Annotated in this window: 24 protein-coding genes; 9 read left to right on the top strand and 15 right to left on the bottom strand. The window is 74.5% G+C overall.

Translation table 11 applies throughout. From position 1 onward, the window contains the following. Positions 1-12 precede the first annotated feature (12 nt). From GOBS_RS22835 to GOBS_RS22805, 7 genes are all read right to left on the bottom strand, one after another. Positions 13-1,389, bottom strand: a complete 1,377-nt coding sequence (locus GOBS_RS22835) for a sulfate adenylyltransferase subunit 1 (protein ID WP_081448964.1) — start codon at positions 1,387-1,389, stop codon at positions 13-15. Further along, on the bottom strand, positions 1,389-2,297 hold the full coding sequence (gene cysD / locus GOBS_RS22830) for a sulfate adenylyltransferase subunit CysD (protein ID WP_012950633.1): 909 nt from the start codon (positions 2,295-2,297) through the stop codon (positions 1,389-1,391). The genes GOBS_RS22835 and cysD overlap by 1 nt, the downstream gene beginning before the upstream one ends. A 95-nt stretch (positions 2,298-2,392) precedes the next feature. Then, positions 2,393-3,142: an inositol monophosphatase family protein gene (locus tag GOBS_RS22825; protein WP_012950632.1), complete on the bottom strand. Its 750-nt coding sequence runs from the start codon at positions 3,140-3,142 to the stop codon at positions 2,393-2,395. After that, positions 3,139-3,852 carry a PaaI family thioesterase gene (locus GOBS_RS22820; RefSeq protein WP_012950631.1) on the bottom strand — a complete coding sequence of 238 codons (714 nt, stop codon included), beginning with the start codon at positions 3,850-3,852 and terminating at the stop codon, positions 3,139-3,141. The genes GOBS_RS22825 and GOBS_RS22820 overlap by 4 nt, the downstream gene beginning before the upstream one ends. 30 nt (positions 3,853-3,882) lie before the next feature. Beyond that, positions 3,883-5,451: a sensor histidine kinase gene (locus GOBS_RS22815; RefSeq protein WP_012950630.1), complete on the bottom strand. Its 1,569-nt coding sequence runs from the start codon at positions 5,449-5,451 to the stop codon at positions 3,883-3,885. Then, entirely contained in the window at positions 5,448-6,170 is a 723-nt protein-coding gene (locus tag GOBS_RS22810) for a response regulator transcription factor (RefSeq protein WP_012950629.1), read from the bottom strand. Before GOBS_RS22810 ends, GOBS_RS22815 begins: the two co-directional genes overlap by 4 nt. 97 nt (positions 6,171-6,267) lie before the next feature. Then, positions 6,268-7,053 carry a siderophore-interacting protein gene (locus GOBS_RS22805; protein ID WP_012950628.1) on the bottom strand — a complete coding sequence of 262 codons (786 nt, stop codon included), beginning with the start codon at positions 7,051-7,053 and terminating at the stop codon, positions 6,268-6,270. A 280-nt stretch (positions 7,054-7,333) separates the two neighbouring features. Between GOBS_RS22805 and GOBS_RS22800 the strand changes: the two genes are divergently transcribed. Together GOBS_RS22800 and GOBS_RS22795 are read left to right on the top strand one after the other, a co-directional pair. Next, the gene (locus tag GOBS_RS22800; protein WP_012950627.1) at positions 7,334-7,543 is read left to right on the top strand and encodes a hypervirulence associated TUDOR domain-containing protein; all 210 of its coding nucleotides are present in this window, start codon (positions 7,334-7,336) and stop codon (positions 7,541-7,543) included. Between the two features lie 40 nt (positions 7,544-7,583). After that, positions 7,584-8,015 carry a DUF2795 domain-containing protein gene (locus GOBS_RS22795; RefSeq protein WP_012950626.1) on the top strand — a complete coding sequence of 144 codons (432 nt, stop codon included), beginning with the start codon at positions 7,584-7,586 and terminating at the stop codon, positions 8,013-8,015. A gap of 40 nt (positions 8,016-8,055) precedes the next feature. On the opposite strand, the gene GOBS_RS22790 is transcribed toward GOBS_RS22795, so the two are convergent. After that, the gene (locus GOBS_RS22790; protein WP_012950625.1) at positions 8,056-8,901 is read right to left on the bottom strand and encodes a hypothetical protein; all 846 of its coding nucleotides are present in this window, start codon (positions 8,899-8,901) and stop codon (positions 8,056-8,058) included. 182 nt (positions 8,902-9,083) lie between these two features. On the opposite strand from GOBS_RS22790, the gene GOBS_RS22785 reads away from it, so the two are divergent. Further along, positions 9,084-11,237, top strand: a complete 2,154-nt coding sequence (locus GOBS_RS22785) for an LCP family protein (RefSeq protein WP_012950624.1) — start codon at positions 9,084-9,086, stop codon at positions 11,235-11,237. Positions 11,238-11,386: 149 nt separating this feature from the next. Here the strand turns inward: GOBS_RS22785 and pstB are convergent, their stop codons facing one another. From pstB to GOBS_RS22755, 6 genes are all read right to left on the bottom strand, one after another. Further along, positions 11,387-12,166: a phosphate ABC transporter ATP-binding protein PstB gene (gene pstB, locus GOBS_RS22780; RefSeq protein ID WP_012950623.1), complete on the bottom strand. Its 780-nt coding sequence runs from the start codon at positions 12,164-12,166 to the stop codon at positions 11,387-11,389. Positions 12,167-12,189: 23 nt separating this feature from the next. Then, positions 12,190-13,278, bottom strand: coding sequence for a phosphate ABC transporter permease PstA (gene pstA / locus GOBS_RS22775; RefSeq protein WP_012950622.1), 1,089 nt, complete (start codon positions 13,276-13,278; stop codon positions 12,190-12,192). Next, entirely contained in the window at positions 13,278-14,234 is a 957-nt protein-coding gene (gene pstC, locus GOBS_RS22770) for a phosphate ABC transporter permease subunit PstC (RefSeq protein ID WP_012950621.1), read from the bottom strand. Before pstC ends, pstA begins: the two co-directional genes overlap by 1 nt. Before the next feature lie 132 nt (positions 14,235-14,366). Beyond that, positions 14,367-15,482 (bottom strand): phosphate ABC transporter substrate-binding protein PstS, encoded by a 1,116-nt coding sequence (gene pstS, locus GOBS_RS22765; RefSeq protein WP_012950620.1) that lies wholly within the window; start codon positions 15,480-15,482, stop codon positions 14,367-14,369. Between the two features lie 286 nt (positions 15,483-15,768). Next, positions 15,769-16,695: a mycothiol synthase gene (mshD, locus tag GOBS_RS22760; RefSeq protein WP_012950619.1), complete on the bottom strand. Its 927-nt coding sequence runs from the start codon at positions 16,693-16,695 to the stop codon at positions 15,769-15,771. Positions 16,696-16,702: 7 nt separating this feature from the next. Then, positions 16,703-17,452 (bottom strand): winged helix-turn-helix transcriptional regulator, encoded by a 750-nt coding sequence (locus tag GOBS_RS22755; protein ID WP_012950618.1) that lies wholly within the window; start codon positions 17,450-17,452, stop codon positions 16,703-16,705. 240 nt (positions 17,453-17,692) lie between these two features. Between GOBS_RS22755 and GOBS_RS25825 the strand changes: the two genes are divergently transcribed. From GOBS_RS25825 to GOBS_RS22725, 6 genes are all read left to right on the top strand, one after another. After that, positions 17,693-18,511: a hypothetical protein gene (locus GOBS_RS25825; protein WP_012950617.1), complete on the top strand. Its 819-nt coding sequence runs from the start codon at positions 17,693-17,695 to the stop codon at positions 18,509-18,511. A gap of 10 nt (positions 18,512-18,521) precedes the next feature. Then, positions 18,522-19,211: an LmeA family phospholipid-binding protein gene (locus GOBS_RS22740; protein WP_012950616.1), complete on the top strand. Its 690-nt coding sequence runs from the start codon at positions 18,522-18,524 to the stop codon at positions 19,209-19,211. A 106-nt stretch (positions 19,212-19,317) separates the two neighbouring features. Beyond that, on the top strand, positions 19,318-19,671 hold the full coding sequence (locus GOBS_RS22735; protein ID WP_243697578.1) for a TlpA family protein disulfide reductase: 354 nt from the start codon (positions 19,318-19,320) through the stop codon (positions 19,669-19,671). Positions 19,672-19,689: 18 nt separating this feature from the next. Further along, a complete protein-coding gene (locus GOBS_RS29860; RefSeq protein WP_369803440.1) occupies positions 19,690-19,764 on the top strand; it encodes a putative leader peptide in 75 nt (24 codons plus the stop codon). Between the two features lie 151 nt (positions 19,765-19,915). Further along, positions 19,916-20,743 (top strand): sulfurtransferase, encoded by an 828-nt coding sequence (locus tag GOBS_RS22730; protein ID WP_012950614.1) that lies wholly within the window; start codon positions 19,916-19,918, stop codon positions 20,741-20,743. Positions 20,744-20,749: 6 nt separating this feature from the next. Continuing rightward, entirely contained in the window at positions 20,750-21,043 is a 294-nt protein-coding gene (locus tag GOBS_RS22725) for a DUF1416 domain-containing protein (RefSeq protein ID WP_012950613.1), read from the top strand. 187 nt (positions 21,044-21,230) lie between these two features. Here the strand turns inward: GOBS_RS22725 and GOBS_RS22720 are convergent, their stop codons facing one another. Next, a complete protein-coding gene (locus GOBS_RS22720) occupies positions 21,231-22,514 on the bottom strand; it encodes a PP2C family protein-serine/threonine phosphatase (protein ID WP_012950612.1) in 1,284 nt (427 codons plus the stop codon). Between the last annotated feature and the right edge of the window lie 2 nt (positions 22,515-22,516).

The raw sequence follows: 22,516 nt of genomic DNA, 5'->3' as shown, positions 1-22,516 counted from the left end.
CAGGGGGGCCCTTCAGCCGGCGGGGGTGAGCATCCCGGCGCCGACGGTGGCGTTGGTGGCCTCGTCGACCAGGATGAACCGGCCGGTCGACCGGTTGCGGGTGTAGTCGTCGACGAACAGCGGCTGGGTGACCCGCAGCCGCACCCGGCCGATGTCGTTGAGCCCGAGCTCGGTGGCCTCCCGGTCGCGGTGCAGCGTGTTCACGTCGAGCCGGTAGGCCAGCTCCTTGACCATCGCGCGCACGGTGCGGGTGGTGTGCTTGACCGCGATCCGCTGCCTGGGGCGCAGCGGCTCGTCGGCCATCCAGCAGACGAGCGCGTCGAGGTCCTGGGTGGCCGTCGGGGCGTTCTCCGGCTTGGCGACCAGGTCGCCGCGGGAGACGTCGAGGTCGTCGGCCAACCGCAGCGTCACCGCCATCGGCGAGAAGGCCTCGTCCACCGGGCCGCGCGGGCCGTCGATGCCGGCGATCGTCGTCGTCAGGCCGCTGGGCAGCACCTGCACCTCGTCGCCGGTGCGGAACACCCCGCTGGCGACGGTGCCGGCGTAGCCGCGGTAGTCGTGGTGCTCCTCGGTCTGCGGGCGGACGACGTACTGGACCGGGAACCGCGCGTCGGTGAGGTTGCGGTCGCTGGCCACGTGCACGTGCTCGAGGTGGTGGAGCAGCGTCGGGCCCTCGTACCAGGGCGCGTTCGCCGAGTGCGTCACGACGTTGTCGCCGTGCAGCGCCGAGATCGGGACGACGGTCAGGTCCGGCACGCTCAGCTTGGCCGCGAAGGCGCTGAACTCGTCGGCGATCGTGTCGAAGACCTCCTCCGACCAGCCGACGAGGTCCATCTTGTTGACCGCGACGACCAGGTGCGGCACCCGCAGCAGCGAGGCGAGGAAGGCGTGCCGGCGGCTCTGCTCGACCATGCCCTTGCGGGCGTCGACCAGCACGATCGCCAGGTCGGCGGTGGAGGCGCCGGTGACCATGTTCCGCGTGTACTGCACGTGGCCCGGGGTGTCGGCCAGGATGAACGTGCGCCGCGGGGTGGCGAAGTAGCGGTAGGCGACGTCGATGGTGATGCCCTGCTCGCGCTCGGCGCGCAGGCCGTCGGTGAGCAGCGCGAGGTCGACGTGGTCGCCCTTGCTGGCGCGGGCCACCGCCTCGTACTGGTCCTCGAAGATCGCCTTGCTGTCGTAGAGCAGCCGGCCGATCAGCGTGCTCTTGCCGTCGTCCACCGAGCCGGCGGTGGCGATGCGCACGATGTCCTTGCGCGCGGTCGCCAGCTCCACGGCGTGCTCGGCGACGGGGGAGTGCACGTCGACAGGGTGGTCGCCGGGCTGGGCGGCGGTGTCCGCGCCGTCGGCGTCCAGGGGGATCTCGTTGGTCCCTGCGGTCGAGGCCATCAGAAGTAGCCCTCCTTCTTCCGGTCCTCCATGGCGGCGTCGCTGACCTTGTCGTCGCCGCGGGTCGCGCCCCGCTCGGTCATCCGGGTCACCGCGATCTCGGCGATGACCTCCTCGACCGTGGTGGCCTCCGAGCGGACGGCGGCGGTCAGGTTCGCGTCGCCGACGGTGCGGTAGCGGACGGTCGCCCGGAACGGCTGTTCGCCGTCCCTCGGCCGGATGAACTCGTTGACCGCGTAGAGCATCCCCTGCCGCTCGACCACCTCCCGCTCCTGGGCGAGGTAGAGCGGCGGGATGGCGATCTGCTCGCGGAGGATGTACTGCCAGATGTCCAGCTCGGTCCAGTTCGACAGCGGGAAGACCCGGATCGACTCGCCGAGGTGGATCCGGCCGTTGTAGAGGTCCCACAGCTCGGGCCGCTGGTTCTTCGGGTCCCACTGGCCGAACTCGTCGCGGAAGGAGAACACCCGCTCCTTGGCACGTGCCTTGTCCTCGTCGCGGCGGGCGCCGCCGAACAGCGCGGTGAAGCCGTGCTCCTCGACCGCGTCGAGCAGCACCGGCGTCTGGATGCGGTTGCGGGAGCCGTTGGGCTCCTCCTTGACCAGGCCCTTGGCCATGGCGTCGGGCACCGAGGCGACGATCAGCTGCACGCCCAGCTCGGCGACCCGCTTGTCGCGGAACTCCAGCACGTCGGGGAAGTTCAGCCCGGTGTCCACGTGCATGACCGGGAACGGGATGCGGGCCGGCGCGAACGCCTTGCGGGCCAGCTCCAGCATCACGATGGAGTCCTTGCCGCCGGAGAAGAGCAGCACCGGGCGCTCGAGCTCCGCGGCCACCTCGCGGATGACGTGGACGGACTCGGCCTCGAGCGTCTCCAGCTGGGAGAGCCGGTAGTCAGGGGTGCTCACGCGCTCGGTGCTCCGGGGATCGGGGGCAGGGCTCGAACCAGCACCAACCGCACCGGTCCGGGGAGGATTCCCGGAGCCCAGTCTCCGCCATGCCCCTACGGCGGTGGCTGGGACCCCGCCCGCACCGCCGCCAGCAGCCGGTCGGCCAGCTCCGGACGGCACACCAGCAGGTCCGGCAGCCACGCGTCCGGACCGTTGTATACCAGCGGCGAGCCGTCCAGCCGGACGGCGGTGAGCCCCGCGGCCCAGGCGACGGCGACCGGCGCGGCCGAGTCCCACTGGTACATGCCGCCCGCGTGCACGTAGGCGTCGGCCTTCCCGCGGACCACGGCGGTGACCTTCCACCCGGCCGAGCCCATCGGCACCAGCTCGGCGTCGAGGGCGGCGGCCGCGGTGGTGGCCACCGCGGGCGGGCGGCTGCGGCTGACCGCGATGCGGGGCCGTCCGCCGGCCGGCGCCGGCACGGTGGGCGCGGGGTCGGTGACCAGCACCGCGCCCAGCGCCGGCAGCGCCACCGCGGCGGCCGCCAGATCGCCGTCCGCCCACAGCGCCACGTGCACCGCCCAGTCCGGACGCGGCGCCTCGCCGTACTCCCGGGTCCCGTCGAGGGGGTCGACGATCCACACCCGCTCGGCCGTCAGCCGGCGGCGGTCGTCGACCGCCTCCTCGCTGAACACCACGTCGCCGGGACGGCGCTCGGCCAGCACCTCGCTGATGGCGGCATGCGCGGCGGCGTCCCCGGCGTCCCCGAGGTCCCGGCCGGTGAGCCGCCCCTCCTCCCGCAGCCCGGTGAGGACGGCGGCGGCCGCCCGGGCCGCGGCTGCGGCGACCTCGACGTCGCTCACGCCCGGTCGGCGAGGGCAGTGGCGTCCGTCGGGCGCCCCGGCGGCCGGTGCCGGCCGGACGCGTCGGTGATCGCGCCGAAGTAGTCGGCGTGCAGCTCCTGCCGCGGCATGACAAAGACGCCGCGGGCCTCGACCAGCGTCCGGTCGGGCGCCGCCGCGGTCGCGACCGTGCCGGTGACGACGCACTTGCGGCCGGCGGCCTCGGTGACCTGCGCCCGCAGCGTCAGGGGCGTCGACAGCGGCACCGGCCGCCGGTAGTCCAGCTCCAGGCGCACGGTCATGCCCCACAGCCCCGCGGCGATCGCGGCCGAGCCGAGCAGCTGGTCCATGAGCAGGCTGCTGATCCCGCCGTGCACGTAGCCGGGCGGGCCCTCGTAGGCCGGGCCGAGCAGGGCCTCGCCGACGACGCCGCCCTCGACCCGGCGGATCCGCACCGGCGGGGCCAGCGCGCTGCCCACCCCGCTCACCGGGTTGTAGACGCGGCGGAACACCAGCGGGTCGTCGAGCACGGGCAGCTGCGTCGTCGGCCGCTGTGCGGCGGCCAGGCGGGCGGTGACGGCCCGCGCGTCGGCGGCCGCGGCGCGCAGCTCGTCGGCCGGGACGGTGGTGAGCACCGAGGCGTCCACCAGCTCCCGCAGGGCCGTGCCAAGCTCGGTCACCGCGGCCATCAGGTCGGCGTCGTAGGGCTGCCCGCCCGCGTCGGAGGTCACCAGCGGACGGTAACCGCACCGCCCGCCGGCTCAGGCCGCCGGGCCGTCCGGCACCGGCGGGACCGCGGAGCCCGGGCCGGAGCGGGGCAGCCGGACGGTGAACACCGCTCCCCGGCCCGGGGCGGTGTCCAGGTGCACCGTGCCGCGGTGCGCGGCCACCAGGGCGCTGACGATGGCCAGCCCCAGCCCGGTGCCGCCCGCCGTCCGGGCCCGGGACGGGTCGGCGCGGTAGAAGCGCTCGAAGACCCGCGCGGCGTCCTCGGGGGCCATGCCCGGGCCCTCGTCGGCCACCCGGAGCACGACCACGCCGCCGTCGTCGCCGTCCGCCGGCCCGTCCCCGGCCGCCGGCTCGTCGGAGACGGTGACCGTGACGGGCGCGGTCGGGGGCGTGTGGACCAGGGCGTTGGTCACCAGGTTGCCGAGCACCTGGCGCAGCCGGGCCTCGTCGCCGAGCACCACGGGGACCTCGCTGAGCGACTCGTCCAGGTGCAGGGTGAGCGGCCGGTCGGGCTGCAGGGCGCGGGCGTCGTGGACGGCGTCGCCGGCGACCTCGGCCAGGTCGACCGGGGTGATGGTGAGCGGGCGCTGCTGGTCAAGGCGGGCCAGCTGCAGCAGGTCCTCGACGAGCACCCCCATGCGGGCGCCCTCGGACTCGATGCGCTGCATCAGCCGGGCGGTCTCCTCCGGGCTGCCCACCGCGCCCTGCCGGTAGAGCTCGGCGAAGCCACGGATCGAGGTCAGCGGGGTGCGCAGCTCGTGGCTGGCGTCGGCGACGAACCGGCGCATCCGGGTCTCCGAGGCGCGCGCCTGCTCCTCGGAGGCCTGCTGCGCGCGGAAGCCGTACTCGATGCGGGACAGCATCCCGTTGAGCGCGGTCGCGAGCCGGCCCACCTCGGTGCGGTCGTCCCCGGCCGGCACCCGCTGGGAGAGGTCGCCGGCGGCGATCGCGGCGGCGGTGCGCTCTACCTCGGTCAGCGGCCGCAGGCTGTTGCGGACCAGCACGTACGCGGCGGCCCCGAGGACGGTCAGCACGACGAGCCCGACCACCATCTGGATGCGCACCAGCTGGCCGATGATCTGGCCGTCGGCCTCGATGTCGCTGGCCACCACCACGGTGTTTCTATTGCCCACGTCCTCGCTGAGCAGCCGCCACAGCCGCCCCTCGTCCGACCGCATGGTGACGGGGCGGCCGATGCCGGCCCACACCACCTCGGCGTTCCGCCCGGAGAAGGTCACCCTCCCTGTCTCTGCCTCGAGCGGGACGGCCAGGTCAGCGATCCGACCGCTCGAGGACAGGCAGGCGACGTAGAACGTGCTGTACTGCGGGCCGCCGCCCCGGGGCCACGGGCTGCCTCCTTCGCAGGCCTCCCCGACCCACGGCTGGTCCTGGTACCGGGCGAGGGTGGACACGAGCTGCCGGTCCTGCTGCTCGACCACGTAGCGCTTGAGCAGGGATGTCGCGGCGATGCCCGTGGCCGTGAGTGCGATGACCACCAGCCCCATCAGCAGCGCCACGAGGGTGATGCGCAGCGGGAAGCGCGGGGCCCGTCCCGGTCGCGGGGCGGGCGCCGCGCGCCCGAGGGGTGGCTGGCTCGTCACGTGCCCCGCGGCAGCCGCAGCGTGTAGCCCACGCCGCGGATGGTGTGCAGCAGCCGCGGCTCGGTGGTGTCGACCTTGCGGCGCAGGTAGGAGATGTAGGACTCGACGACGTTGGCGTCGCCGTTGAAGTCGTAGTTCCACACGTGGTCGAGGATCTGCGCCTTCGACAGCACCCGCCCGGCGTTGGCCATCAGGTAGCGCAGCAGCTTGAACTCCGTAGGCGAGAGGCTGACGACCTCGCCGGCCTTGACGACCTCGTGCGACTCCTCGTCCAGCTCGATGTCGGCGAAGGACAGCCGGGGGGACTCCGCCGGGCGCTGCGGCCCGGTGCTGCGGCGCAGCACCGCCCTGATGCGGGCGAGCACCTCGTCGAGGCTGAAGGGTTTGGTGACGTAGTCGTCGCCGCCCAGGGTCAGCCCGGACACCTTGTCCTCCGCGGCGTCGCGGGCGGTGAGGAACAGCACCGGCGTGTGCCGGCCGCTCTCCCGCAGCCGGCGGACGACGCCGAAGCCGTCCAGGCCCGGCATCATCACGTCGAGCACCAGGAGGTCGGGGCGGAAGGACGCCGCCATCGCCAGCGCCTGGTGCCCGTCCGCCGCGGTGGCCACCTCGAAGCCGGCGTAGCGGAGGCTGGCCGACAGCAGTTCGCGGATGTTGGGTTCGTCGTCCACCACGAGGAGGCGCGCCTCGGGTGCCGAGCCCCTGTTGGTGCTGCTCACAGCACCTCCTGTCGAACGCGCTGCCGTGGTCATGCTACGAGGGTGGGGCCCCGGACTGGGGCAGCGCTGAGCGTTCCCTGTGAGGAGTCTGGAGCCCTCACCCACCCATCGCCCGGCCACGCCGCCAGTAGCCGATCGCGTGGTGCTGCGCCCGGCCCAGCCCCCACCGGCCGCGCAGGTCCGCGCGCACCGCGCGGACGGCGGCGGACTCGGCGCCCACCCAGGCGAACAGGTCCTCGCCGTCCGGCCGCTCCAGCGCCGCGACGGCGTCGGGCAGCAGCGTGCCCTCCCCGGGCGGGGCGCCGTCCCGGTGCAGCCAGCGGACCGCCACGCCCTCAGGCGCCGGCAGCGGCTGCTCCTCCGCGGCGTCGGCGACCTCCACGAGGGCGACCCCGCGGGTGGACGGCGGGGCCGCGGCCAGGATCCGGGTGATCGCCGGCAGCGCGGTCTCGTCGCCGGCCAGCAGCAGCCAGCCGGCCGGCCGGTCCCCCAGGGGGCCGCCGCCGGCGACGGCCACCGTCGTCCCGGGGGCGGCGGCGCCGGCCCACGCCGCGGCCGGGCCGTCACCGTGCAGGACGAAGTCGATCTCCACCTCGCCGCGCTCGGCGTCCTGCCGGCGGGCGGTGTAGCTGCGCAGGCTCACCCCGTGCGGGCCGTCGGGCCAGACGATCCGCCCGTCCCGCTGGACCCTCGGCCAGCGCGGCGCGGGGTCGCCGACGCGGGGGACCAGCAGCGAGATCGTGGGTCCGGCCGCCGCGGCCGCCGCCGGGGTGCCCGAGAGCACGATGCGGCGCACCGACGGGGTGACGGCGTCGACCGAGGTCACGGTGAGGACGTCGACCGGCCGGGTGGGGTCGTGGGCGGTCACGGGTACGGCGGGCATGGCGGCACACAGCCTAGATGTGGGCCGACCCGGCCGACCCCGGGGGAATGGGGTCGACCGGGCCGGCGATCGAGGACGAGGGCGTCACGCTGCGTGTTCGCTCACCCCCCTGTGAGCAGCGAGAACGGCGGGACGCTCTCCGTCGAGGGGAACGCTACGTGATCGATGCGCCGACGTCAGCGCCCGCACGGGTGATCCGTGGTCCCGTGCGGGTGATGTGTGTCCCGGCCCTGTGCCGGGCAGAGGCGGGGGAGCCGCGCCGAGCACCCGGGAGGTCCACGTGTCGGACGACGTGAAGAAGGGTGACCACGTCACCTGGAACAGCCACGGCCAGGAGGTCGAGGGCACCGTCAAGCGCGAGATCACCTCCGAGACGGAGGCGGCCGGCCGGACGGTCAAGGCCAGCAAGGACGAGCCGCAGTACGAGGTCGAGAGCGACAAGACCGGCAAGACGGCGGTGCACAAGCCCGGCGCCCTGCACGAGAAGTGACCACGCACCAGCAGGACGACGCACCAGGAGGAGGGGGACCGTGAGCGAGAGCTCAGACCAGTTCGCCGGAACGGCGGCCCGCAGCACCAAGCACAGTCCACGGGTGGACGAGGAGCTCGAGCACGAGATCCAGGGGATGCTCAAGGCCGAGCACGCGACCCGCTCCCACGAGTGGCGCGAGGTCGAGCCGGTCGCCGAGGGCGAGCCGGACATCACGGCAGATCCGACGGGCACCCTGGTGGGCGGCGTGCCGGTCGGCATGACCGAGGACGCGGTCATCGCCCGTGCCGAGCTGGCCCGCTGGCTGGACCGGGCCGACTTCCCGAGCGACGGGCCGAACCTGGTCGAGGCGGCCCTGGACCACCGGGCGCCCGACGCCGTCGTCGACGAGCTGCGGCGGCTGCCCGAGGGCGAGACCTACGAGCGGATCGGCGACGTCGTCCGCGCGCTGGGCTACCCCACCGAGACCTGAGCGGCGGCGGTCGGGAGCCGGGCGCACCGGCTCCCGACCGTCACCGGCCCTCAGCGGCCTCCTGCTCCTCGTCCTCCGCGATCTCTTCCGCGCCCCGCCGGCGGAACAGCCGGGAGCCGGGGAAGCCCTTCATGACGTGCCGCAGGTCCTGCATGGTGTCGAGCAGGTCGTGCACGTCGGTGCCGACCGACCCCAGGGACCCGATCACCGGCAGGATGTCCTCGTCGAGGTGGGTCATGAGCTGCGGCAGCCGGTCGATGAAGGCGACGACCGCCTCCACCTCGTCGGGGTCGATGCTCGTCGCGAGGCGTCGCACCGCAGGGGCCAGGGCCAGCAGTGGTTCCTGGAAGACGTCCACCATCGGGTCCATCCGGCCGATCAGCCCCTCGGCCCCGGAGACGGCACCGTCGGAGCGGGCGATGGTGCCCCCGACGGCGGTGATCGCCTGGTCGGCTTTCTGGTTGGTGGCGCCGACGGCGGTGATCGCCTGGTCGGCTTTCCGGTTCGTGGCGCCGACGGCGGTGATCGCCTGGTCGGCTTTCTGGTTGGTGGCGCCGACGGCGGTGATCGCCTGGTCGGCTTTCTGGTTGGTGGCGCCGACGGCGGTGATCGCCTGGTCGGCTTTCTGGTTGGTGGCGCCGACGGCGGTGATCGCCTGGTCGGCTTTCTGGTTGGTGGCGCCGACGGCGGTGATCGCTGCGTCGGCACGGTCGACGACCCCCTCGACCCGGTCGACGACCGCGGTGACCCGGTCGAGCAGCGACTCCACGCGCCCGACGAGGGTGACCAGCCGTGGTACCAGCGCCAGCGCCTCGGTCACGCCCTCGCGGACCCCCTCCACCGCGGAGATCACGTCGGACGGGCCCGGGACGAACGGCAGCTTCACCTCGGGGACGCTACGACGGGCCCGGGTGACCTGCCCGCCGATCCCCGCGCGTCCGACCCGGGCAGGAGGCCCTGCGCCCGTATGGTGGGTGACTGCCCGACTGCGCAGCGGTACCACCGCGCGCGAGGCGGGAGCTTCGGTGCCCGCCAGGGCGACGGTTCGACGATGGGAAGTCGGCACAGGTGGGGAACAAGCGCACCAGCGACGACGCAGGGGAGGCCCGCTCGTCCGGGCGTCTCCGCGGCCGGCGTCGCCCCGCTGCGCCGTCCCCTCCCTCGAGCGACGGGTCGCCGGCCCGTGAACCGATCACCGTCGAGCAGCTGATCGCCCGCCAGGGCGGCGAGGTGGGCCGGCGCCGTGCCGCCCGCACCGGGGAGATCCCGCTGCCCCTCGCCGCCGGCGAGAAGACCCCCGAACGCCGGCGCGGCCTGCCCCCGGTCCCCCCCGAGGAGACCCCGGCGGTCCGGAACGCGGTGCGCGCACCCTCCGGACGGCGCGCCGGCGACGTCCCGCGCGCAGCCGGCGACACCCCGACGCCGCAGTGCGGTCTGCCGCCGGTCCCGGGCGGGTCGGCCAGTGGCGTGCCGGCGTCCTCCGGGACGCCGTCCACCGTCCCCCCGCTGCCCGCTGTCGTCCCGCAGCAGGAGGACCCGGCCGCGCCGCAGGCGCCGCGCAGCGGCCTGCCGCCGGTGCCGCTGTCGGCCCGGCCGTCCGTGCCGCTCTTCCCGCCGCTCGAGGACGGGACCGGCCACCGCCCGTCCCGCCCGATCGCGCCGCTGCCCCCGATCCCCGGCCGCGACGCCCCGCTGTCCGGCGCGACCCGGATGGCGCCGCCCTCGCCCCGCGAGCGCCGGGCCGCCCGCCGTGCCGCCCGGACCCCCGGCCGCCGGCGGCTGGTCCGCGTCGCGACGGGCCTCGCCGCCCTCGTCGGCGTCGTCCTCGCCTACCACCTGGGCCTGTACTTCCACGTCGACCAGCGCATCGAGCGGGTCCAGGCGCTGACGCCCGACGGTGCGGAGGTGCTCGCTCCCGGGCTGCAGGAGGGTGCGGCCACCTACCTGGTCGTCGGCACGGGACTGCCCGGCGAGGAGGGTCCCGCCTCCGTGGCCACCCTCCTGGCGCACGTCACCGCCGACGAGCAGCGCGCGGTCCTGGTCAGCATCCCGCCGACCGCGCTGGTCGACACCCCCACCTGCATCCGCGCCGACGGCGAGGTCCGCGAGGCCGTGACCGAGTCCTTCGCGGTCTCCCTGCTCGAGGGAGGGCCGTCCTGCACGGTGCGCGCGGTGCAGCAGCTGTCCGGTCTGCGCGTCGACCACTACCTGGGCGTCGACCTGGCCCGGCTGCCCGGCATGGTCGACGCGCTCGGCGGTGTCGCCGTCTGCCTGCCCGCGGCGACGCCCGCCGTCGCCGCGTCGGCGCAGCCGCTCCCGGCCGGTGCCAGCGAGCTGTCGGGGGAGCGCGCCACGGGCTACCTGGCTCCCGGTGACGCCGGCGCCGACGTCACCGGTGAGGCGGTCGCCGAGCGCGCGCAGCTGGTGCTCACCTCCACCCTGCGGACGGCGATGTCCGCGGGGACGCTGGGCAACCCGGCCACCCTCACCGGGTTCCTGACGCGCGCCTCCGACGCCCTCACCGTCGACGAGGCCACCACCCTCGGCGACCTGCGCACCCTCGCCGGCACCCTCGGCGACCTCTCCGGCGACGCGGTGCAGCGGATCGGCCTGCCGGTCGCCCAGGTGGGCTACGTGCCGGCCAGCAGCGAGCAGGCGCACGTCGTGCTGGACGACGCCACCACCCGCTCGCTGTTCGACACGGTGATCGAGGAGGGCCGGCTGCCCGCGGAGCTGGTCGCCCCCGAGGCCGCCGACCCGGCGGCCGTGGCAGCCGCTCCGGCTCCCGCGGCCGCCGAGCAGCCGGTCACCACGCCCGCGGAACAGCCGCTGACCGCCGCGCCCGCGGGGATCACCGTCGACGTCCTCAACGGCACCGCCACCGGCGGTCTGGCGGCCACCGTGGCCGACCAGCTGCGCGCCCAGGGCTTCGGGGTCGGGCAGGTCGGCAACGAGCTCGGCGTGGTCAACGAGACCGTCGTGCGGCACGGCGCCGGTGCCGAGGAGCAGGCGCGCACGGTCGCGGCCGCCGTCCCCGGGGCGGTGCTGCAGCCCAGTGACGCGACCGGGGGCGGCATCCAGCTGGTTCTCGGGCCGGGCTTCTCCAGCGTCGTCCCGGTCGTCGTGCCGCCCCCCGCGCCGGCGGCGGCGCCGGAGACGCCGGCTCCCGAGTCACCGGCCACGCCGTCCACCGAGCCGGTCGCCGCCACCGTCAGCTGCTGAGCGCGGTCCCGCTCGGAGGACGGCACCGCAGCCGGGCAGCGGTGTGTGCACGTGTCGCTGTGCGGGCGTCCCGGACGGCGCGGTGCGTGCACACGACGCGGAGGGCCGCCGCGGGATCACCGGCACCGGCCCCTCGTGACCAGGTCGGCTCAGCCGAAGCGGCCCGAGATGTAGTCCTCGGTCGCCTTCTGGTCCGGGTTGCTGAAGATCTTCTCGGTCGGGTTGAACTCGATCAGCCGGCCGGGCTGGCCCACCCCGTTGAGGTTGAAGAAGCCGGTCTGCTCGCTCACCCGCGCCGCCTGCTGCATGTTGTGGGTGACGATGACGATGGTGAAGCGCTCCTTGAGGTCGGCCATCAGGTCCTCGATCGCCAGCGTGGAGATCGGGTCCAGCGCGGAGGCCGGCTCGTCCATCAGCAGCACGTCGGGCTCCACGGCGATGGCCCGGGCGATGCAGAGCCGCTGCTGCTGACCACCGGAGAGGCCGGCGCCGGGGCGGTCCAGCCGGTCCTTGACCTCGTTCCAGAGGTTGGCGCCCCGGAGCGAGCGCTCCACCAGGTCGTCGAGGTCGGACTTCTTCATCTTCTTGCTGTTCAGCCGGATCCCCGCGGCGACGTTCTCGTAGATCGACATGGTCGGGAACGGGTTGGGCCGCTGGAAGACCATGCCGATCTGACGCCGGACGTCGACCGGGTCGACGTCCGGGCCGTAGAGGTCCTGCCCGTCCATGACGATCTTGCCCTCGACGCGCCCGCCCGGGACGACCTCGTGCATCCGGTTGATCGAGCGCAGGAAGGTCGACTTGCCGCAGCCCGACGGCCCGATGAGGGCCGTGATGCTGCGTGGCTCGATGGAGACGTTGACGCCCTCCACGGCGAGGAAGTCGCCGTAGTAGATGTTCAGGTCCGAGACGTCGATGCGCTTGGCCACTGCAGGTCCTCCAGGGTTGCCGGTCAGCGACCGGACTTGGGAGCGAAGAAGCGACTGATGAGGCGGGCGACGACGTTGAGACCCATCACCAGGATGATCAGCACGAGGGCCGCCGTCCAGGCCCGGTCGATGGCCAACTGCGGCGGCACCCCCGGCTGGGTCAGCTGGTAGTACGCGTAGACCGGCAGGGTCGCCATGCGGCCGTCGAACGGGTCGAGGTTGGTCGCGTTGGTGATGCCGAGGGTGATCAGCAGCGGCGCGGTCTCGCCCACCACGCGAGCGATCGCCAGGGTGACGCCGGTGCCCAGGCCCGCGATGGCGGTCGGGACGACGACCTTCACGATGGTCCGCCACTTCGGCACACCGAGCGCGTAGGAGGCCTCGCGCAGCTCGTTCGGCACGAGCTTGAGCACCTCCTCGGCCGAGCGGACCACGACCGGGATCATCAGCACCGACAGCGCGATCGCGCCCATGACGCCGAGCCGGACGCCGGGGCCCAGGAAGATCGCGAACAGCGCGTAGGCGAACAGGCCGGCCACGATCGACGGGATGCCGGTCATCACGTCGACGAGGAAGGTGATCGCCCGCTTCAGCCGCCCGTGGGCGTACTCGACGAGGAAGATCGCCGTCATCAGGCCGATCGGCACCGAGATCAGCGTGGTCAGCGCGGTGATGACCAGCGTGCCCATGATCGCGTGGTAGGCGCCGCCGCCCTCGCCGACGACGCCGACCATCGAGTTGCTGAAGAAGGTGCCGTCCAACCGCGCGATGCCGCGGCCGACCACCTCCCAGACCAGCGAGACCAGCGGCACCATCGCCAGCCCGAAGGCGCTGACAACCAGGCAGGTCACCAGCCGGTCGGTGGCCCGGCGGGGACCCTCGAGGCTCCGGGTGAGCAGGTACACCGCCAGGGTCCCGAGGACGACGGTGTAGAGCACGAACAGGGCGATGTTGAGGTCGAGGACGGGCCAGAGCGCCCCGACGACGGCGGCGGCGGTGAGGAAGCAGGCCCAGGGCGCCCAGTTCGGCAGCCGCCGGGCGCGCTCGCCGCGGCGCGGGCCGCCGGGCGCGCTGCTGCCCGTGGCGACCGGCGCGGTGGAGGTCTGGCTCATCAGTTCGCTCCGGAGAAGTCGGCGCGGCGGTTGACGATCGCGCGGGCCAGCATGTTGACCGCGAGGGTGATCACGAACAGGGCCAGGCCGCTGGCGATCAGCGTGTTGATGTCGATGCCCGAGGACTCGGGGAACTCCAGCGCGATGTTCGCCGCGATGGTCGACGGGTTGCCGCTGCTGATCAGGTTGAACGTGATGCCGCCGGAGACCGACAGCACAATGGCGACGGCCATCGTCTCGCCCAGCGCGCGGCCCAGGCCCAGCATGGCGCCGCCGACCACGGCGGAGCGGCCGTAGGGCAGGACCGCCATCCGGATCATCTCCCAGCGGGTGGCACCCAGGGCCAGCGCGGCCTCGCGGTGCAGGCTCGGCACCTGCAGGAACGCCTCGCGGGAGATCGCGCTGACGATCGGCAGGATCATCACCGCGAGGACCAGGCCGGCGGTCAGCATGGTGCGCCCGGTGGTCGAGGCGGGGCCGGCGAACAGCGGGACGAAACCCAGGTCCTCCTCGAGCCAGACGTAGAAGGGCACCAGCTTGGGCGCCAGCCAGAAGATGCCCCAGAAGCCGTAGACGATGCTGGGGATCGCGGCGAGCAGGTCGACCAGGTAGCCCAGGCCCTGGGCCATCCGCCGCGGGGCGTAGTAGCCGATGAACAGCGCGATGGCCACCGCCAGCGGGGTGGCCACCAGCAGCGCGATGACCGCCGCCAGCAGGGTGCCGAAGACCAGGGGGGCGACGTAGCCGGCCAGCCCGCTGTCGCCGGGGATGTCCTCGGCCGGGGCCGTGAGCGCGGGCACCGCCTCGACGACGAGGAACGCGGCGACCCCGGCGAGGATGACGAGGATGAGGATGCCGGCGCCCTTGGCGGTGCCGGCGAAGACGCGGTCGCCGGGACGGCGGACCGACCGGCCGGTCCCGGGAGGGGACGGGGGTGTGGTCCTCGTGCTGCTCACCGCTGCTCCGTGGTGTGTCGGCCGGTGCCCGGGGACCCGGCGGGTGGTGGTGCGGGTGTCCGGCCGGAGCCGGGCCCGGCAGCGGCCCGGGGCGCCGTCGGGCACCCCGGGCCGTCACCGGTCATTGTGTGCTCAGCCCGCGGTGATCGCGTCCACGGCCGTCTGCGCCTGCTCCCGCAGCGCGTCGGAGATCGGCGCGGAACCCGCCGCCTCCGCCGCGGCCTGCTGGCCGTCCTCGCTGATCACGTAGCCCATGAAGTCCTTGACCAGGTCGGCGGTCTCCTGGTCGTCGTACTGGATGCAGCCGATGTGGTAGCTGACCAGGACGATCGGGTAGCTGCCGGACTCGGCGGTGTCGCGGGCCAGCTCGATGGCGAAGTCGTACTGGCCCCGGCCCTCGAGCCGCTCGGAGTTCTCGACCACCGCGGCCGCGGCCTCGGGGCTGGGGGTCACGAACTCCTCGCCGACACCGATGTTGGCCACACCCAGGTCGCCGGCCTGCGAGAGGTCGGCGTAGCCGACGGTGCCGTTGCCGCCGCTGACGGCGCTGATGACGCCCGAGGTGCCCTGGGCGGCCTCGCCGCCGGCGACCGGCCAGTTGCCGTCCGCCTCGTGCGGCCAGGCCTCGCCGGCCGCGGCGGCCAGGTACTCGGTGAAGTTCTCGGTGGTGCCGGACTCGTCGGAGCGGTTCACCGGGGTGATCTGCAGGTCCGGCAGCGTCACGCCGGGGTTGTCGGCGGCGATGGCCGGGTCGTTCCAGGTCGTGATCTTCTGGTCGAAGATGCCGGCGACCACCTCGGGGGAGAGGTCGAGCTCGTCGACGCCCTCGAGGTTGTAGACGACCGCGATCGGCGAGATGTAGTTCGGCAGCTCGAAGACCTCGCCGCCGGCGCAGCGCTCCTGCGCGGCGACCAGCTCCTCCTCGTCGAGCGCGGCGTCGGAGCCGGCGAAGTTCACGCCGCCGGAGGTGAACTGCTCGCGGCCACCGCCGGAGCCCACCGGGTCGTAGTTCACGGTCACGCCGGGCTGCACGCCCGAGTAGCCGGCGGTCCAGCCCTGCATGGCAGCCTGCTGGCTGCTGGCACCGGCGCCGTCGAGAGCGCCGCTCAGCTCCGTGGAGCTGCCGGTGGTGCTGGCGCTGCCGCCACCGGCGGTCTCCTCGTTGGCGGCGCCGCACGCGGTCAGCGTGAGGGTGCCGGCGAGCGCAGCCGAGAGGACGACGGCGCGCGAGGTGGTGCTGAGCTTCAAGGAACGGCCCTTCGACGGGTGCCCAGGCCTTCTGCCGGGCAGCGCGGAACCAACGAGGACCGACGCTAGGGAACCGAGGTTGACGCCTCCCCGTCCACCGATGAACGACAGGTGAACGGCGGCCGAGGCTTGCGTCACGCGGTGTGGACCAGCTCACGTCCATCGGGTGAACCCGGGCGCGCCGACTCGCGCGCCGGGGACCGCTGGCCCCGTCCCGATGCTCACCGCGGCCCCGTCCAGGGCCCCGCCCTGAGCTCGCGAAGGGTGGGGAGGACGGGGTCCTTTCTCAGCGGGCGCGGCGCCAGGAGACGTCGACGGCGTGCCGGGTGAAGCCGCTGCGCTCGTAGAGCGTCACCGCCGCGGTGTTGTCCTCCTCGACGTAGAGCAGCACCTGCCGCAGCCCGAGGCGGCGCAGGTGGGCCAGCCCCACGTCGGTGAGTGCACGGCCCAGGCCCAGGCCCTGCGCGTCCGGGTCGATGCCCAGCACGTAGACCTCGCCGACCGCCTCCGGCCCCTCGTCACCCGGCGGGTGGACCTTCGTCCAGTGGGAGCCCAGCAGCCGGTCGCCGTCCCAGGCGAGGAAGAAGCCGGCCGGGTCGAACCAGGGCTCGGCCTCGCGCAGCCGCAGGTCCTCCGCCGTCCAGCTGCCCTGCTCCGGGTGGGAGGCGAAGGCCCGTGCGTTGGTGCGCAGCCACGCCTGCTCGTCGGTGCCGGATCGGAAGGTGCGCACCTGCACGCCCTCGGGCAGCCGCAGCCGGGGCTCGGGGTCGACCCCGGCCAGCTCGCGGCGCATCTGCAGCAGCACCCGCGCCCGCTCGTAGCCGTGCCGCTGCGCCAGCTCGGCCGATCCGGGCAGGTCGCCGTGGGCCCACACCCGCAGCGGGCGGTCCCCGGCCAACTCCTCGAGCCGGGTCAGCAGCGCGCGGCCGACGCCCCGCCGCCGGGAGCCGGGGGCGACGACGAGCTCGGCCTCGGCGTCCCCGGTGCCCTCGCCGCCCTCGAACCGCGCGTAGCCGGTCAGCGCACCGTCGGCGGCGGTGGCCAGCACGTCGCGGCCGCCGGCCGGGCCGCCGTGCTGCAGCCGCAGCTCGGCCTCCTCCGACAGCGGGCGGACCCCGTCGGCCGCGGTCGCCGCGCGCAGCAGCGCGAGGACCGCGGCGACGCCGGCCGGGTCGAGCCGGTCGACGTCCCGGACGAGGGGAGCAGCGGACAGGAGGGCCTCAGACCAGCTCGGTGTCGTTCCGGGTCGGGGACCCGGCCTCGGCCCGTGCGGCCGCCGCGGTCGCGTCGGCGACCTGCTGGTCGAGCTTGTAGCCGACGTTGCGCACGGTGCCGATCAGCGCCTCGTGCTCGGTGCCCAGCTTGGCCCGCAGCCGGCGCACGTGGACGTCGACGGTGCGGGTGCCGCCGAAGTAGTCGTAGCCCCAGATCTCCTGCAGCAGCTGTGCCCGGGAGAAGACCCGGCCCGGGTGCTGGGCCAGGTACTTCAGCAGCTCGAACTCCTTGTACGTGAGGTCGAGCGGGCGGCCGCGCAGCTTCGCGGAGTAGCTGTGCTCGTCGATGACCAGCTCGCCTGCCTGCGTCACGCCGCTGTCGGCGCCGTCGACGGGGCAGGTGGCGGCCAGCCGGCGGGCGGTGGCCCACTTGAGGCGGGCGTCGACCTCGGCCGGGCCGGCGGTGTCGAGCAGGACGTCGTCGATGCCCCAGTCGGCCGACAGCGCGACCAGTCCGCCCTCGGCGAGGACGGCGACCAGCGCGGAGGCCACGCCGGTGGAGGAGAGCAGCCCGCACAGGGTCCGGGCCTGGATGAGGTCGTGCCGCGCGTCGACGAGGACCACGTCGCCGGAGTCACCGTCCAGCAGGCTCGACAGCTCCGGTGCGACCACCCGGACGTGGTGGCCCAGCAGGCCGAGGGCGGGCAGCACCTCGGTCGTGGCCTGACGTGCGGCGGTCATGAGCACGAGTCGCATGACGTCTCCTCAGGGGAGCCGGGGACGACCGGTGTCGTCCAGGGGGCCCACGACAGCGCTGTCGATGAGCCAGCAGGATAACCGACGTGCCGCTGCACTCCCCGTCCGGAACCGGATCGTGACACGGAACCGTCCGCACACCGCCGGCCCGGGGAGTCCCCGGCTCCGGACACGCGGGAGCGGGACCACCGCGGCGCCGGCCGAGCGGAGCGGGCGCCGGGTGTCTGCGACGATCGGCCCGTGACGGCGACCGAGGTGGGGTCCGGGCTCCCCGCCCGCGCGTGGCACCTGCCCACGGCCGCCGCCGTCGTGGCGGCGACGGCGCTGCTGGTCCTGCTCCCCGCGGCCGCGGGAGACGCGGGCCGGCTGGCCGCGGTCGCCTTCCTGCAGGTGGCGCTGGTCGTCGCATGGGTGCCGGCGACCGGTATCCCGGCCCGGGCCGGCGCGCCCGCGCTCGGGCTCGCCGCGGCGGCCGGCGCGGACCTGCTGGTCGTGCTGCCCGAGCGGCCGGAGATCGGCGCGCTGCTCGCCGTGCCGGGGCTGGGCCTGCTCGCCGCGGTGCTGCACCAGATGCTGCGCCGGGCGCCGCGCTCCGACGTCGTCGGCTCGCTGGCCGGCGTCCTGCTGCTGGTCTGCGCGGTCTGCGCGCTCGCCGTGCTCCTCCTGCTGTCCCGGGCGGGCGACGCGACGGCAGGCGTCACCACGCTGCTCGTCGTCGGGACGACGCTGTCGGTGGCTGCGCTGGTCGACCTGGTGCTGCCCCGGCCGCCGGTCGCTGCGGGCGTGCCGCGCGGGGTGCCCGGCCTGCTGCTGGCGGTGCTGGCCGGGGGCGCCGTCGCCGTGGTCCGCCACGGCGCCGACGACGTGTCCGCGGTGCTCGGTGCGCTCCTCTCCGGCCTCGTCCTGGGCGGAGTCGCCGCGCTGGTCGGCCTGGCCGCGTCCTACGTCGTCGCGGGCGGACCGGGCCGGGCGTGGGCGGCGCCCCTGCTGCAGGCGGTGCTGCCGGTCGCCGCGGCCGCCCCGGTGGCCTTCTCGCTCCTGCTGCAGAACGCCCTCTGAGCGGCCGTCCGTGCGCGCGCTGCTGGTGGTCCTGCTGCTCCTGGGTGGCCTCCTCTTCGCCGCCGACCGGGGAGCCGAGGCGTTCGCGGAGGACCGGGTGGCACAGCTGGTCGCCGAGCGCGGCGGGCTGGCCGGCCGGCCCGAGGTCGAGATCGGGGGCTTCCCCTTCCTCACCCAGGCGGTGGGTGGGCGGTACGACGACGTGCGGATCGGCCTGACCGGCGCCGACCTGGGGCAGCCCGAGGGCACCCGCGCCGACGTCTCGCTGCGGGGCGTGCAGGTGGCGCTGTCGGACGTCCTGTCCGGGTCGGTGCAGCAGGTGCCGGTCGAGCGGGTCGACGGGACGGCGACGCTCGCCTACGCACTGCTGGCCGCGGAGTTGGGCCCCGGGACCACCGTGACGCGGAACGGCGACGGGCTGCGCGTGCAGCGCACCGTGGAGGTCGCCGGGGTGAGCGTGCCGCTCACCGCGACCGGCACCGTGTCGCTCGACGGCGACACCCTGGTGGTCGACGTCGAGGACGCCTCCGGCGCCGGCGTCGACGTGCCCGACCTCCTCGTCGACCAGGTCGACGACGCCCTCGACCTGCGCTACCCGATCCCGCAGCTGCCCTTCGGCCTGCAGGTCACCGGCGTCGCGCCGGCGGACGACGGCGTGCGGGTGCACGTCGAGGCGACCGACACGGTGCTGGGTACCTGAGAGGGCACCTGCCTGCCCGACACCGCTGGCACGCTCGCGGTGGGGCCCCGCAGGAGGGCCGTCCTCGGCCGGAACACCCGGGCGGGGGACCGGGTTGGTGCCTGGCGTGGACGGGACGGACGGGGTGGTGCTCGAGCGCCTGGGCGTGCACCCCGACCGGGCCGACCTGACCGTCGTCCAGTTCTCGACGGCGTTCTGCGGACCGTGCCGGGCCACCCGGGCGCGGCTGCGGCAGCTGCAGGCCACCCGGCCCGGCCTGGTGCACGTGGAGGTCGACGCGGAGAGCCACCTCGACGCCGTCCGCGCGCTCGGCGTCGACCGCACGCCGACGCTGCTCTACCTGGACCGGGAGGGCCGGCTGGTCGGCCGCAGCAGCGGGGCGCCGCGGCCCGCGGAGCTGGCCGCCGTCGTCGATGCCCACGTGCCGGCTGCCGCCTCCCGGGCGGGCAGGGACGTGTGATCGGTTACCCTCGCGGCCGTGGGCTTCCTGCTGACCTCCCGCCGCACAGTGGACCTGTGCCGCGTCGGCAGCTGCCTGTGTCCGGCCGTCTGAGGACGAGCCCGCTCGTCCAGACGTGCCCCGACCGCCGTCCGGAAGCCCCCGCACCGCCGCGTCGCGCCCCCGCACCACCCGGGCGGTCCGCCGCATCGCGGGGCCCGGTCCCCCGCACCGCACCCACCCACCACAGGGAGGAACACCCCCCATGAGCCGCAACGACGTGCTCGTTACCGCCGACTGGGCCCAGGAGCACCTCGGCCAGCCCGGTCTGGTCTTCGTCGAGGTCGACGAGGACACCAGCGCCTACGACGGCGGCCACCTCGAGGGCGCCGTCAAGCTGGACTGGAAGAAGGACCTGCAGGACCCGCTGCGCCGCGACTTCGTCGACAAGTCCGCGTTCGAGGCACTGCTGTCCTCCCGCGGGATCAGCAACGACGACACCGTGATCCTCTACGGCGGCAACAACAACTGGTTCGCCGCGTACGCGTACTGGTACTTCAAGCTCTACGGCCACGAGAGCGTCAAGCTCATCGACGGCGGCCGCAAGAAGTGGGAGCTCGACGGCCGCCCGCTGTCCAAGGACGTCGTGGAGCGCCCGGCCACCCAGTACACGGCCAAGGACCCCGACCTCTCGATCCGCGCGTTCCGCGACGAGGTCGTCGCCTCGATCGGCTCGAAGAACCTGATCGACGTCCGCTCGCCCGACGAGTTCTCGGGCAAGATCCTGGCGCCCGCGCACCTGCCGCAGGAGATGGCGCAGAAGGGCGGGCACGTCCCGACCGCGAAGAACATCCCGTGGAGCAAGGCGGCCAACGAGGACGGCACGTTCAAGAGCGACGAGCAGCTCGCCGCCCTCTATGACGAGCAGGGCTACGACGACAGCAAGGCGACCATCGCCTACTGCCGGATCGGCGAGCGCTCGAGCCACACGTGGTTCGTGCTGCGCGAGCTGCTGGGCAAGCCCGACGTCAAGAACTACGACGGCAGCTGGGTCGAGTACGGCTCGCTGGTCGGCGTCCCGATCGAGAAGTGAGCTGACATGTGCGGAGCCCCGAAGCAGGGCGGCACCCTGGCCGGCGTGGACCTGGCGACCCAGACGGTCATCCAGGGCCAGGTCTGGCACGACGGCGCCCCCGTCGCCGGTGCCTACGTCCGGCTGCTCGACGCCACCGACGAGTTCACCGCCGAGGTGGTGACCAGCCCCGAGGGCGAGTTCCGCTTCTTCGCCGCCCCGGGGAACTGGAAGCTGCGCTCGCTCGCACCGGTCGGCAGGGGTGAGCGCGTGCTCACCGCCGACGTCGGCCTGAACGAGACGACGGTCGCCATCGCCTGAGCGAGACGACACAGCGCCCCTCCCGCCCGAGCGGGAGGGGCGCTGTCGTGTCCGGCCCCGTTCCGTGGCCACCCTCGGCGTCGGCCCCTGCAGGTCCCGCCGCCGGGCCCGTGCAGGGCACCACCCGGAGCCTGCGAGGGGTGGGGAGGACGGGGTCCTTCCATGATGCGGGGCAGGGGGTCCTTCGTCAGTCGACGCCGGGCGGCAGGCGGTTGGGGCCGGCCTCGGGCGGCCGGGGACGGTCCTCGGGGTGGGTCCGGACGGCGACGATCGCGACGTCGTCGGCGCCGGGCTCGGGCAGCATCCGGGCCAGCAACGTGTCGCAGAGCTCCTCCAGCGGCGTGCCGCCGAGGTCGCGCAGCGCCTCCTGCAGCGCGGCCAGCCCCTCGTCCAGGTCGGCGTCCCGGCGCTCGACCAGGCCGTCGGTGACCAGCAGCAGGGTGTACCCGTCGCCCAGTTCGGCGGTGTGGTCGGTGCGCGGTGCGTCGGGGTCGATGCCGAGCATCAGCTCGGGGCGGGTCTCGAGCAGCGTGGTCGAGCCGTCGGGGGCGAGCAGCACCGGCGGGAGGTGTCCGGCGTTGCTCCAGCGCAACACGCGGGTTCCGGCCACGGGCACGTCCGGGTGCCGCTCGACGCGGGCGAGGACGACGGTCGCCATCGTGCTCACCGCGAGCCCGCGCGCCACGTGCTCGGCCCGGGACAGCGTCGCCGACGGTGGCTCGTCGTTGTCGTAGGCGAGCGCCCGCAGCAGGCCGCGCAGCTGGCCCATCGCCGCGGCGGCGTCGCTGTCGTGTCCGACGACGTCCCCGATCACCAGCATCGTCGCGCCGTCGGGCTGGAGGAACGCGTCGTACCAGTCGCCGCCGACCTGCGCCCCGTGCGCGGCCGGGCGGTACCGCACGGCGACCTGCAGATGGTCGGGCTCCGGCGGCGGGGTCAGCAGGGCCTGCTGCAGCCGGTCGGACAGCGCGCGCTGCTCCGCGGCCCGCGCGGTCACCCGGCGCAGCTCGTCGGCCTGCCGCCGGGCCGCCAGCCGGTCGGTCAGGTCCCGGAAGGACACCACCACACCGGTCACCGCGCCGTCCTCCAGCGTGGGGACGGCGATCAGCTCGACCGGCACCGCGGTGCCGTCGCGGTGCCAGAAGACCTCGTCGTCGGCGGTGACCGGTCGGCCGGTCCGCAGGGCGCGCCAGACCGGGCACTCCTGCTTCGGGTACGGCGAGCCGTCGGGCCGGCGCCCGTGGATCACCGCGTGCTGGTCGCGCCCCAGCTGCTCCTCGGCGGCGAGCCCGGTCATCCGCACCGCCGCCGGGTTGACGAACTCGACGCGCCCGTCGGCGTCGAGGCCGTAGATGCCGTCGGCGACGTTGGCCAGCACGCGCTCGTACCGGGCGAGCGTGCGCGAGAGCAGCGTCTCCACGTCGTGGAGGGCCACGTCGTCACCGCCCTCGCCGGCTGCCCGTGCACCCACGC

This window comes from Geodermatophilus obscurus DSM 43160 (assembly GCF_000025345.1).
In the GTDB taxonomy this organism is placed as follows: domain Bacteria; phylum Actinomycetota; class Actinomycetes; order Mycobacteriales; family Geodermatophilaceae; genus Geodermatophilus; species Geodermatophilus obscurus.
The sequence above is the reverse complement of the archived record's forward strand: the minus strand, read 5'-3'. Positions and strand labels throughout refer to the sequence as shown.

What these genes read in the sequence shown, in the direction of transcription:
- GOBS_RS22835 (WP_081448964.1), bottom strand. Translation starts at nt 1,389, where the DNA reads ATGGCCTCGACCGCAGGGACCAACGAGATCCCCCTGGACGCCGACGGC.
- GOBS_RS22805 (WP_012950628.1), bottom strand. Translation starts at nt 7,053, where the DNA reads ATGCCCGCCGTACCCGTGACCGCCCACGACCCCACCCGGCCGGTCGAC.
- pstA (WP_012950622.1), bottom strand. Translation starts at nt 13,278, where the DNA reads ATGAGCCAGACCTCCACCGCGCCGGTCGCCACGGGCAGCAGCGCGCCC.
- GOBS_RS22755 (WP_012950618.1), bottom strand. Translation starts at nt 17,452, where the DNA reads ATGCGACTCGTGCTCATGACCGCCGCACGTCAGGCCACGACCGAGGTG.
- GOBS_RS22730 (WP_012950614.1), top strand. Translation starts at nt 19,916, where the DNA reads ATGAGCCGCAACGACGTGCTCGTTACCGCCGACTGGGCCCAGGAGCAC.
- GOBS_RS22725 (WP_012950613.1), top strand. Translation starts at nt 20,750, where the DNA reads ATGTGCGGAGCCCCGAAGCAGGGCGGCACCCTGGCCGGCGTGGACCTG.